This is a genomic window from Gilliamella sp. wkB18, from assembly GCF_001690875.1.
GTDB lineage: Bacteria > Pseudomonadota > Gammaproteobacteria > Enterobacterales > Orbaceae > Gilliamella > Gilliamella apicola_A.
In genome coordinates this window covers 25,521-38,513 of the sequence record NZ_LZHM01000076.1, presented here as the reverse complement: position 1 = coordinate 38,513, position 12,993 = coordinate 25,521, and the positions used below count along the sequence as shown (strand labels likewise).

Genomic DNA, 12,993 nt, shown 5'->3' with positions numbered 1-12,993 from the left:
ATTTTAATCATATAATTACATATATATTTAACAACATGTAGTTAAAGGCAATAATGGTAACAACCCTAAAATTGTTATAGATTACAAAAGTAATTATATTAAAATTATTATCATTACTTGAAGTAAGTTTGCTATTTTCGTAAAATAAACAAAATTTTATTTTTATCTGATTATGCAACTCCATTTAGTCGTTAATACATTCGGTTCCGATTTACAACGTCGTTATGGCGAAAAAATCTATAAACTTACTCTGCACGGTGGATTTAGCTGTCCCAATCGAGATGGTACTATTGGTCAAGGTGGTTGTACCTTTTGTAATGTTGCCTCAATCATTGATGAATCTATTCAGGTTAAATCAATTTCTGAACAATTAACCTCACAAGCCAAACAGATGAAAAAGTCTAAACGATACCTTGCTTATTTTCAGGCTTATACAAGCACCTACGCTGAGGTTGAAATTCTAAAAAATATGTACGAAGAAGCCCTGAATAGTGCAGATATTGTTGGGCTTTGTGTTGGTACTCGTCCTGATTGTGTTCCTGATGAAGCACTTGATTTGCTTGCGCATTATCAATCCAATGGCTATGAAGTTTGGTTAGAACTCGGTTTGCAAACTGCTCATAACAAAACCTTGCACGATATTAACCGAGGGCATACTTTTGATGATTATTATCAAACCGTTCAAAAAGCACGTAAGCTTGGCATTAAGGTCTGTACTCACTTAATTATTGGTTTACCCAAAGAAACCAAACAGGATAATTTTATAACCCTTGAGCGTGTGCTTGAAAGTGGCGTGGATGGTTTGAAACTGCATCCTTTACATATTGTTGAAGGCAGTATTATGGCAAAATCTTGGCGAGCCGGGCGGATTGCTGTATTGTCATTAGATGAATATGTCGATATTGCTGGCGATATCATTCGCCAAACTCCAGCTAATATTTTGTATCATCGCGTATCAGCTAATGCCAGAAAACCAACTTTACTTGCCCCTGATTGGTGTGAAAACCATTGGCAATCGATGAATGCCGTTGATCACAATTTACGCCAGTTTGGTGCTCAAGGTAGTGCTATTGGCGATAGTTATTGTTTTAAATTGTAGTAACTTATAGAATAAACTGTATTTTTATATTTAATTTATTAAAGATAATAGTATGGTTCATTAAAGCTTAATTTAATTTTATGTGATTTTTTTTGTTCAATAAACGAAGTGGAAGTAAAATAATCATTTCCGCTACGTTGTATAATTAATCCTAAAATAATACTGTTAAGAAATATAAATAATCCTAATGGCAAAGAAATAAGTGCCCAGAAATCTTCAAATGATGAAATAACATGGAAAAACGCATTAACTTCCAAAAGAATTAATACGGCCCCTATTAATAGCCTTTTAACGTTATAATACCTATATGCTATAGATGCACTAATATTTTTTAAGGAATATTTTGTTTTTTATAACCTAACAGGGTGATATTTATTTCATCAACTTTAACAACATGATTGTCAATTCCAATTTTAGATTTCATTCAAGGTAAAAGTAGAAATTGTTTAAATTGATATACTATTATTTTCTTCTACACTTTCATTTTAACTTATTAATAAACAATAATATTGATATCTATTTTTAACTGGATATTTAAAAAATCAAGCTATCATGTAGCCTTTATTTAGGCGACTATATAATTATCTGTGCAAAAATTTGTATTGAATAATGACCTTGCTTAAGACAAGTTTTATTTCCTAATCGCTTGATGAAAGCAAATAATGAGCTCTGATAAGATCATAAATAATTATGACTTATAAAAAACAAACAAAAAATCTATTTTGCACCTTACTTATCGACAAGTATATAATACTCCTTTCAAACTTGAGGCAATCTGCATGCAATTGGCTTTTTGTATTTATAAATATTTCCAGTTTGGTGGTTTGCAACGTGATTTTTTGCAAATAGCCAAAGCTTGTCAAAATCTAGGACATAATGTTCGTGTTTATGTTATGGATTGGCAAGGCGATGTACCTTGTGGGTTTGACATTATTTTGGTATCTAAAAAGGGCTTATCCAACCATAGTCGTAATCAATCTTATTACCATTGGGTGAAGGCTCATTTACAAGCAAATCCAGTTGATTGTGTGGTTGGTTTTAATAAAATGCCTGATTTGGATGTTTATTTTGCTGGCGATACTTGTTATGCCGAAAAGGTTTCACACAAAGGCTTTTTGTATAAATTGTCAAAACGCTGTAAGCACTATTTAGCTTTTGAAAATGCGGTATTTAATCAACAAAGCCAAACCAAAGTTATGGTACTAACAAAACAGCAAATCAGTGACTTTGAGCGTTATTACCATACTGATCCATCACGCTTTTACCTATTACCACCTGGTATTGCGAAAGATCGCCAATATCATTCTCAATCAAGTGCTAAAGGTAAACAATTTAGACTGGCAAATCAAATTGATGAGAATAATTTTGTTGTTGTGCAAATTGGATCAGATTTTAAGCGTAAGGGAGTAGATCGATCTTTAACCGCCATTGCTGCACTACCTTGCGATTTAAAACAAAAAGTGACTTTTTTAGTTGTGGGGCAGGATAACCCTGAGGCTTATCAAAAACTAGCTAAGCAACTCGGCATTGAGCATCAAGTACGTTTTTTTGCAGGTCGTAATGATATCCCTGATTTTTTGTTTGCGGCAGATTTGCTATTGCATCCAGCAAGACAAGAAGCAGCCGGTATGGTGCTTATTGAAGGGTTAGCCGCTGGGGTGCCTGTGATTGTGTCAAGCATTTCAGGCTATGCTTATCATATTGATGATGCCAATGCTGGTGTTGTGCTTGATGAGCCTTTTGCACAATCAGCGTTAAACGAGACCGTGAAAAATGCCATAACAAATCACGATCAGTTATTAACATGGCATTACAATGCAATACATTATGGTAAAACGGCTGATTTATACCACTTAGCAGAGCGTGCTGCAAAGATTATTTTAGGTTGTGATAATCATGAATGAAATTAAGCTAAAATCACCTTTTGAGCAATTATGGGCTGGTAAAGATCCATTTGCAGAAGTTGAGTTAATATCGGGGAAAATTTATCGTGCAGTAAAACAACGTAAAACGTTGAATTTTGAGCTTGATGATGAATCGTATTTTATTAAAATTCATCGTGGTACAACTGTTAAAGAGATTGTTAAAAATCTCATTTCGTTACGTTTACCTGTTTTAGATGCCAAACAGGAGTGGGATGCGATTGAGCGTTTGGAGCAAGTTGGTGTTAATACGATGGATGGGCGAGCATTTGGTCGTAAAGGGATAAATCCGCTGACTCGTCATTCATTTATTGTGACAAAAGATCTTAATCCGACAATTAGTTTAGAAGATTTGACTAAATCGTGGTTAACTAACCCTCCTAGCTATCATATGAAGCGTTCTTTAGTCATTTATTTGGCAAAAATGGTTGCTCAAATGCATGCTGCTGGAGTTAATCATCGTGATTGTTATTTATGCCATTTTTTGCTTGATATTCCGCTTTTTGAAAATCATCAGCAAATAAAATTATCTGTAATTGATTTACACCGTGCTCAGATCCGTAAAACAGTTCCTGTTCGTTGGCGTGATAAAGATTTAATCGGGCTTTATTTTTCAACCATGAATATTGGGTTAACCGATCGTGATATTTGGCGTTTTTTGAAAGTGTATTTTAATCAGCCTTTAAAAACAATTTTGCGCAATGAATCTAAGCTAATCGCTAGCATGCATCGAAAAGTTGAACGAATTCGTAAAAGGACAGAAAAGTATCATCTTTAACAATAAGGATACACTATGTTTATTGAACAAATTGATATTTCCGGATTTAAAGGTATTAGTCAACTATCTTTAAAATTAAATGCAAGTTCTAGCGTACTAATGGGTGAAAATCGTTGGGGGCGGTCAAGTTTAATCAGCGCTTTGCAATTGTTATCACTGGATAACATTTTTTATCAATTTGTCGATTCTGATTTTTATCATGACCGATACCAATGTTATGGCGATAATATTATTATTAAAATCACTTATTGCCAATCGCATTTACATGAATTAAATAATCAAGATTATCAGCCATTAAGCTCGGTTTCGTATCAATCACACCAAGATAATCTGCATCGAATTACTTATCAAATTTCTGCTAATAAACAAGATAACCAAATAATAACACAACATAAATTGCTTAATGCACAAGGCAACCCTTTTAATATAGAAAACGAAAAATTATTAATTGCAACATTAATCAAACTAAATCCAGTAATGACACTTAAAAACGCAATTAATCCTGAGCAATTAACGGTTACTAACGAACCATTATCCGAATACTACATTAGCCAACTTTCAAACCAACTAAAAGCCCATTCAGCCGAATTAACCCAAGATGAATTAGCTCGAGGCCTACAAGCCGCACGATCATTAATAGAGTATTATTTTGTTGATCAAGCGCACCGCAATCATTACAAACAAAAAAATGCCAAAAGTACACCAAGAACAGAAGATTGGAATGTTTTGGAACAAATTAATGACGTCTTGGATAATCTTGATAATGATTATTTACGAACTGTATTTTTAGGCATTTTTGGCTCTATTATTGGTGCTAAAGGAAATTATTCACTTTCACCAAGTTCAATGCCTATTTTAATTTTAGAAGAGCCTGAAAGTTTGTTACATCCGATCATTTTATCCGTTGCATTTCGCTTACTAAAAAACTTTCCTACACAAAAAATTATCACGTCTAACTCAAGTGATTTGGTATCATTATTTTCATTAGAAAACCTTTATCGCTTAATTCGTCTGCCAGATGAAATTATTGCCAAATACATTGAACCTCATTCATTAAGCGTTAGTGATAGTCGTCGTATTGCGTTTCATATTCTTTATCGCCGATCAAATGCCTTATTTGCACGATGTTGGTTGTTAGTCGAAGGCGAAACCGAAGTGTGGTTATTACGTGAACTAGCAGAACAAAGTGGTTATCATCTGAGTTCAGAGGGAGTTCAGCTTATTGAGTTTGCTCAGTGTGGTTTAAAGCCGCTTATAAAATATGCCAATAAAATGGGAATTCATTGGTATGTAATTGCCGATGGGGATATGGCGGGTAAAAAATATGCCGATACAGTAAAATCATTATGTGGTGAAGATAAAAATCCTAATGATTACTTAACAGTTTTACCTGCGCGAGACATTGAAAATTTCTTATTTAAACATGGTTTTAGCCATGTCTATAAACTCGCCGCTTATAATACAACACAACATATTGATCTGCCTGTACATCAAATTATTCAAAAAGCAATCCACAAAAGTTCTAAACCCGATTTAGCCATTGCAGTTTGTGACGATGCAAAATCACGAGGCATAAACGCAATACCGCGTTTGCTAATGGATACTTTTTCGAGAATTATTAGTTCATCTAAAGGGTTAGTTTAGATAATTACATTTTGAAAAATATTTAAAATAGCTATCAAGAAGATAAAACTATTCCGCCAATATAAATCGGCGGAATAAAATAAAAATTAATTCTATTTGGAGATTCGTTTATATTTAGCACGTTTAGGCTCTAATGCTTCAGCACCCAATGTGCGCTTTTTCCATTCTTCGTATTCGGTAAAGTTACCTTCAAAGAATTCAACATGTCCTTCGTCTTGATAATCCAAAATATGTGTCGCAATACGATCTAAGAACCAACGGTCATGCGAAATAACTAATGCACAACCTGGAAACTCTAATAATGCATTTTCAAGTGCGCGTAGCGTTTCAACATCTAAATCATTGGTTGGTTCATCAAGTAGTAATACATTACCTCCCACTTGCAATAATTTAGCTAAATGTACACGTCCACGTTCACCCCCTGAAAGTTCACCTACACGCTTTTGCTGATCAACGCCTTTAAAATTAAAACGACCAACATAAGCACGACTTGGTATTTCAAAATTGCCAATACGCATAATATCTTGACCGTTTGAGATTTCGTCCCAAACTGTTTTTTTGTCGTCCATACTGTCACGGAACTGATCAACTGATGCTAGTTGCACTGTTTCACCCAAAGTAATTGTACCTGAATCAGGTTGTTCTTTGCCTGATAGCATTCTAAATAGTGTTGATTTCCCCGCTCCATTTGGACCAATAATACCAACAATTGCTCCTTTAGGAATACTAAAAGATAAGTTATCAATCAACATACGATCGCCATACGATTTAGTTAAATTGCTTACTTCAATCACTTTATCGCCTAAACGTTGTCCAGCTGGAATAAAGAGCTCGTTAGTTTCGTTACGTTTTTGATAATCGTTACTGTTGAGTTCTTCAAAGCGAGCTAGGCGTGCTTTGCTTTTTGCTTGGCGCCCTTTCGGATTTTGTCGTACCCACTCAAGTTCTTTTTCAATCGATTTGCGACGAGCCGATTCGGTTGATGCTTCTTGCGCTAGGCGCTGATCTTTCTGTTCAAGCCAAGATGAGTAGTTGCCTTCCCATGGAATGCCTTCACCACGGTCAAGTTCTAAAATCCAACCAGCAACGTTGTCTAGAAAGTAGCGATCGTGAGTTACTGCAACAACCGTACCTTCGTAGTCATGTAAGAATCGTTCTAACCATGCTACCGATTCCGCATCTAAATGGTTGGTCGGTTCATCCATTAATAACATATCAGGTTTTTCAAGTAATAATTGACAAATTGCTACTCGACGGCGTTCACCACCTGATAAATTTTCAATTTTCGCATCCCAATCAGGTAAACGCAGTGCATCAGCGGCTCGTTCTAATTGGTTATCTAAATTATGCGCATCTTGTGCTTGAATAATGGCTTCAAGCTCTGCTTGTTCTTTGGCTAATTTATCAAAATCCGCATCAGGATCGGCATAAGCGGCATACACTTCATCTAACCGAGCTAACGCTTTTTTAGCATCACTAACCGCTTGCTCAATGGCTTCACGTACAGTTTGTTTAGGATCTAATTTCGGTTCTTGGGGTAAATAACCAATTTTAATATCCGGTTGTGGGCGTGCTTCGCCTTCAATTTCAGTATCAACTCCCGCCATAATACGAAGTAAAGTTGATTTTCCTGCACCATTCAAACCTAGCACACCAATTTTTGCACCAGGGAAAAAACTTAAAGAAATATCTTTTAAAATATAGCGTTTAGGAGGAACAATCTTCCCTACGCGATTCATGGTATAAACATATTGCGCCATAAAGCATCATCCGTTAATTTTGTTTAAAATAGCAAATCACATCAGTTGATGTGTAATTGATAGCGTATATTGTAATGATTCTGAGTATTGGGTCTAGGGTTATTTATAATAATATGAGTAATTAAATAATATTAACTGTAGATTTATATAAAATTGCTCAAATCCAATCTGAATGCATATCTTGGCTCTTTAAATATCCTTAATTTTATAAAATTGAAAAATTTAACAAAGGCTATTTATTCTATACTCAAAAATATAATGATTAATTCTTTTTTATTAATAATTTATCCCCAGAATAATGACAAGTGTTGGAGCATAAATTCAAGCAATATAAAAATTATCATCAGAAATAATATAAAGCTATTTTAAGATATCCCACCTTTACTAAGTGGGATAATTTGAAAACGTTATTCTTGTTTATAAAAACGTAAAAAGTTGCTCTTTCGGTAAGCGTGATTTTGGTCGATGGGCATTACCGTCATTTTCGGCTCGATAACCTAATGTGGCAACAACAATACTTTTAAGTCCTTTGCTTTTAAGATCTAAGATTTCATCCATTTTTTCAGAATTATATCCCTCAATGGCTGTTGAATCGATACCAATCGCTGCCGCAGCAAAAAGTAATTGTCCTAATGCAATGTACGCCTGTTTTCCTTCCCAACACTGTTGCGATTCGGGTGTTGCACTATTTAATTGGACAAAATGGCGTCTTCCTTGGTCTTGAGCCTGTTTTAATTCTGCTGTAGGTAAGCGCCCATCTTTTTCTTCTTGATTAAGCAGGTTAACTAAATGTGCTTCATCTAATGGGGTTTTGATACAAAAAACAATAGTATGTGAAGATCCAGTGACTTTAGATTGGTTAAATTCAGTAATAGCCGGTAAAATTTTATTTTTTGCAGCGTTATTATCAATAACATAAAAATGCCATGGCTGTGAGTTAACTGATGATGGGCTGTTTCTTAATACGGTTAATAATTGTTCTATTTTATCGGCTGGGATTTTTTGTGTTTCGTCATAATGTTTAGCTGTGTAGCGTTTTTCGGAAATATCCACAATGTTCATAGTTTGTCCCCATTAAGATGTAAAAATAATTTATATTATAATTAGAATTATTCCTAGCTCAACTTATTAATCTAATAGTTTCATTTTGATACTTAAGTGCTAATCAAACTGATTATATTTTTTAAAATGACGTGCAGACTATGTTAATAGGTATTCTTCTATTGAAAATTATTAATACAGGAGGAAATAATCGTTGACACAATCATCATCATTTGATAAAAATATCACCAATTTAGTTTTTCATTGAATTTATAAATAGAGATTTTTATGTTTATTAGCTATTTATTACTCGACCTCAGTTTCCTCCTCGCATCAACTTGCGCGGATAGCTTGTGTGTGGAGTAAAAAGAAGTAGTTAAATAAACAACTCAACAAATTAACAAGAACCCGCGCTAAAGTGCGGGTTTTTTGTTTTTTTAACTTGAAATACCGAGATAGCGCTAAAATATATAAAAGGAAAAACAATGAGCGATCAAGTCATTATTTTTGATACAACGTTACGCGATGGTGAACAAGCATTACAAGCAAGTTTGAGCGTTAAAGAAAAGTTACAAATAGCGCTTGCTTTGGAGCGAATGCGGGTCGATGTGATGGAAGTTGGCTTTCCTATTTCATCTCCCGGTGATTTTGAATCAGTTCAAACGATTGCTAAGACCATTAAAGATAGCTGTGTTTGTGCATTGTCTCGTTGTGTTGATAAAGATATTGATGTTGCTGCCGAAGCATTAAAAGTTGCAGATCAGTTTCGAATTCATACTTTTATGGCAACATCAACCTTACATGTTAAAGATAAATTAAAAATGACATTTGATGATGTCATTGAAAGAGCTGTGCACTGTATTAAACGTGCACGTAATTATACTAATGATGTGGAGTTTTCTTGTGAAGATGCAGGCCGTACCCCAATTGATAACTTATGTCGTATCGTTGAAGCAGCAATTAAAGCAGGGGCAAGAACGATCAATATTCCGGATACTGTCGGTTATACTGTCCCTTATCAATTTGGTGGCATTATTCGTACCCTATTTGAACGTGTCCCGAACATTGATCAAGCGATTATCTCTGTTCATTGTCATGATGACTTGGGCATGTCGGTGGCTAACTCGATTAGCGCGGTTCAAGAAGGTGCTCGGCAAATTGAAGGGGCGATGAATGGTTTAGGCGAACGTGCGGGTAATACCGCACTTGAAGAAGTTATTATGGCGATTAAAGTTCGTCAAAATATCTTAAACGTTCACACAAATATTAATCATCAAGAGATTTATCGTACCAGCCAAATTGTTAGCCAAATTACTAACATGCCAATTCCAGGTAATAAAGCAATTATTGGTAGTAACGCTTTTGCCCACTCCTCAGGAATTCATCAAGATGGGGTTTTAAAAAATCGTGAAACTTACGAAATTATGACCCCTGAATCAATCGGATTAAATCAAATCCAATTAAATTTAACCTCTCGCTCAGGACGAGCCGCCGTTAAACATCGTTTAGAAGAACTTGGTTATCACGATAAAGATTATAACTTAGATCAAGTCTATGAGGCATTTTTAGAATTAGCTGATAAAAAAGGTCAAGTATTTGATTATGATTTAGAGGCATTAATATTTATCAATCAATTAAAAGATGAAAAAGAACATTATGTTTTAGATTATTTTAATGTTCAATCAGGTTCGACGGTTGTTTCAACCGCTTCGGTTAGCTTGTTAATTGGTGATAAAAAGTATTCTGATGCTGCAACGGGTAACGGTCCTGTTGATGCTGTTTATCAAGCTATCAACCGTATTACTGACGAACCTATTTCGATTGTAAAATATCAATTAGCTTCTAAAGGACAAGGTGAAAATGCTTTAGGACAAGTTGATATTGTTGCCGAATATAAAGGTCGTAAGTTCCATGGTGTGGGGCTTGCAACTGATATTGTTCACTCATCGGCTTTGGCTTTAATTAATGTATTGAATAATGTGTATAGAGCAAATCAAGTTGCACAAGAAAAACAAAAATTACATCATGACTAAAAAATAATTTGTTTTGCGGTTTAACAGCAAAATATGAAAATTAATTTAGATTGTAAAGGAATAAAAAATGTCACAAAACTACCATATTGCAGTACTTCCCGGCGACGGTATTGGCCCTGAAGTAATGAGACAAGCCTATAAAGTATTAGATGTTATCCGCCAAAAATATCAACTTTCTATTACTACTAGTGAATATGATGTGGGTGGCGCAGCAATTGATGTTCATGGTTGCCCATTACCTAATGAAACACTTGAAGGCTGTGAAAAAGCTGACGCTATTTTATTTGGTTCAGTGGGTGGTCCTAAATGGTCTAATTTACCACCTGAAAAACAACCTGAACGTGGTGCGTTATTGCCACTACGTAAACACTTCAAATTATTTGCTAATATGCGCCCTGCTCGTTTATATCAAGGCTTAGAAGATCTTTGCCCATTACGCACCGATATTGCTGAGCGTGGATTTGATATTTTATGTATGCGAGAATTAACTGGCGGTATTTATTTTGGATTACCTAAAGGACGTGAAGGTAGTGGAGCTCAAGAAAAAGCATTTGATACTGAAGTTTATCATCGTTTTGAGATAGAACGTATCGCAAAAATGGGGTTTGAAGCCGCGCGTTTACGTCGCAAAAAAGTAACTTCAATTGATAAAGCCAACGTATTACAAACCTCAATTTTGTGGCGCGAGGTGGTCAATGAAGTAGCTAAAAACTATCCTGATATTGAGCTTGAGCATATGTATATCGATAATGCCACAATGCAACTTGTTAAAGATCCGTCTCAATTCGATGTTATTTTATGCTCAAATTTATTTGGGGATATATTATCCGATGAATGTGCCATGATAACTGGTTCAATGGGGATGTTACCTTCTGCTAGCCTTAATGAACAAGGCTTTGGCTTATATGAACCTGCTGGTGGTAGCGCACCTGACATTGCTGGCAAAAATATTGCTAATCCTGCTGCACAAATTTTGTCATTAGCCTTGTTAGTCCGTTACAGCTTTAAACGTGATGATGTTGCCTCAGCTATTGAAACAGCAGTAAATAAAGCATTAGAGCAAGGCTATCGTACTATCGATCTTGCGCAAAAAGAACAAGCCATTTCAACTGATGAAATGGGAGACATTATTTGTAAGCTTATTTAATTGAATTAGTTATGTTAAATGTGTAGTAAAGAGATACTCAAGTATGCAAAATAAACTGCTCCTTGTATCCTTTTTAATTCAATTAATTATAGTATTAATAAATAATATCAAAACTTAAAACCAATACCAGTTGTAAAAAATCATAAGGAATATGCAATGTCAAAAACACTATATCAAAAATTATATGATGCACATGTCGTTTATGAAGCTCCAAATGAAACGCCTATTTTATATATCGATCGTCATTTAGTTCATGAAGTTACTTCTCCACAGGCCTTTGATGGCTTACGTGCAATGAATCGTAAAGTTCGCCAGCCCAATAAGACTTTTGCTACTATGGATCATAACACTTCAACCCAAAGTAATGATTTAAGTGCCTGTAGCGAAATGGCTCGCATTCAATTAACCGAACTGGCAAAAAATGCCAAAGAGTTTGGAGTTTCATTATATGATTTACAAAGTCCATTACGAGGTATTGTCCATGTAGTCGGCCCTGAGCAAGGTATGACTTTACCCGGTATGACTATTGTTTGTGGTGATTCGCACACTGCAACACATGGTGCATTTGGTGCATTAGCTTTCGGTATTGGTACTTCAGAAGTTGAGCATGTATTAGCAACTCAAACCTTAAAACAAAGTCGAGCTAAAACCATGAAAATTGAAGTTAAAGGACATGTTGCTGACGGCATTACCGCTAAAGATATTATTTTAGCTATCATTGGCAAAACAACCAGTGCTGGCGGTACAGGTCATGTAGTTGAGTTTTGTGGTGATGCTATTAAATCATTATCAATGGAAGGACGCATGACGTTGTGTAATATGGCAATTGAAATGGGAGCTAAAGCTGGCATTATTGCACCAGATGAAGTGACTTTTGAGTACTTAAAAGATCGCCAATTTTCACCAAAAGGTGAAGACTTCGACAAAGCGCTTGCTTATTGGAAAACGCTAAAAACCGACAAAGATGCACATTTTGATACAGTTGTGACGTTAGAAGGAAAAGATATCGCACCACAAGTCACTTGGGGAACGAACCCTGGTCAAGTAACGTCAATTGATACAACAGTACCTAGTCCTAATGATTTTGCTGATCCTATTGAAAAACACTCTGCAGAGCGTGCATTAGCTTATATGGGATTAACCGCTGGCACCAAAATGACTGATATTAAGATCAATAAAGTGTTTATTGGTTCTTGCACAAACTCACGTATAGAAGATTTACGAGCAGCTGCGCAAATTGCTAAAGGTCGTAAAGTAGCTGAAGGTGTACAAGCATTAGTTGTACCTGGTTCAGGACCAGTGAAAGAACAAGCTGAAGCTGAAGGATTAGATAAGATTTTTATTAATGCAGGATTTGAATGGCGCTTACCAGGTTGCTCTATGTGTCTTGCAATGAACGATGATAAATTAGCACCAGGAGATCGCTGTGCATCAACCAGCAACCGTAATTTTGAAGGTCGCCAAGGACGCGATGCTAGAACACATTTAGTTAGTCCTGCTATGGCTGCAGCTGCAGCTATTACTGGCCATTTTACAGATATTCGCAAACCATTTTAAGGAGAGACTTGT

At 35.4% G+C, this 12,993-nt stretch carries 9 protein-coding genes; 7 read left to right on the top strand and 2 right to left on the bottom strand.

Annotation, left to right across the window (positions count from 1 at the left end; translation table 11 throughout):
- Window positions 1-172: 172 nt before the first annotated feature.
- From A9G48_RS07940 to A9G48_RS07920, 4 genes are all read left to right on the top strand, one after another.
- Window positions 173-1,099 (top strand): TIGR01212 family radical SAM protein, encoded by a 927-nt coding sequence (locus tag A9G48_RS07940; RefSeq protein WP_034943544.1) that lies wholly within the window; start codon window positions 173-175, stop codon window positions 1,097-1,099.
- Window positions 1,100-1,878: 779 nt separating this feature from the next.
- Complete coding sequence (locus A9G48_RS07930; RefSeq protein ID WP_034943548.1) at window positions 1,879-3,003, top strand: glycosyltransferase family 4 protein; 1,125 nt, start codon at window positions 1,879-1,881, stop codon at window positions 3,001-3,003.
- Window positions 2,996-3,799: a lipopolysaccharide core heptose(I) kinase RfaP gene (gene rfaP / locus A9G48_RS07925; RefSeq protein ID WP_034943550.1), complete on the top strand. Its 804-nt coding sequence runs from the start codon at window positions 2,996-2,998 to the stop codon at window positions 3,797-3,799. The genes A9G48_RS07930 and rfaP overlap by 8 nt, the downstream gene beginning before the upstream one ends.
- 15 nt (window positions 3,800-3,814) lie before the next feature.
- On the top strand, window positions 3,815-5,443 hold the full coding sequence (locus tag A9G48_RS07920) for a DUF2813 domain-containing protein (protein ID WP_065576047.1): 1,629 nt from the start codon (window positions 3,815-3,817) through the stop codon (window positions 5,441-5,443).
- Between the two features lie 92 nt (window positions 5,444-5,535).
- Here A9G48_RS07920 and ettA read toward each other — a convergent pair whose 3' ends face one another.
- Both ettA and nfsB read right to left on the bottom strand, forming a co-directional pair.
- A complete protein-coding gene (gene ettA / locus A9G48_RS07915) occupies window positions 5,536-7,203 on the bottom strand; it encodes an energy-dependent translational throttle protein EttA (protein WP_034943554.1) in 1,668 nt (555 codons plus the stop codon).
- Between the two features lie 417 nt (window positions 7,204-7,620).
- Complete coding sequence (gene nfsB / locus A9G48_RS07910; protein ID WP_034943556.1) at window positions 7,621-8,265, bottom strand: oxygen-insensitive NAD(P)H nitroreductase; 645 nt, start codon at window positions 8,263-8,265, stop codon at window positions 7,621-7,623.
- A gap of 464 nt (window positions 8,266-8,729) precedes the next feature.
- Here nfsB and leuA point away from each other — a divergent pair, with 464 nt between their 5' ends.
- The 3 genes from leuA (at window position 8,730) to leuC (ending at window position 12,981) form a co-directional block, all read left to right on the top strand.
- A complete protein-coding gene (leuA, locus tag A9G48_RS07905; RefSeq protein WP_034943558.1) occupies window positions 8,730-10,277 on the top strand; it encodes a 2-isopropylmalate synthase in 1,548 nt (515 codons plus the stop codon).
- A 67-nt stretch (window positions 10,278-10,344) separates the two neighbouring features.
- Window positions 10,345-11,424 carry a 3-isopropylmalate dehydrogenase gene (gene leuB / locus A9G48_RS07900; RefSeq protein WP_065576046.1) on the top strand — a complete coding sequence of 360 codons (1,080 nt, stop codon included), beginning with the start codon at window positions 10,345-10,347 and terminating at the stop codon, window positions 11,422-11,424.
- Between the two features lie 156 nt (window positions 11,425-11,580).
- Window positions 11,581-12,981 (top strand): 3-isopropylmalate dehydratase large subunit, encoded by a 1,401-nt coding sequence (gene leuC / locus A9G48_RS07895; RefSeq protein WP_065576045.1) that lies wholly within the window; start codon window positions 11,581-11,583, stop codon window positions 12,979-12,981.
- The last annotated feature ends 12 nt before the right edge of the window (window positions 12,982-12,993 follow it).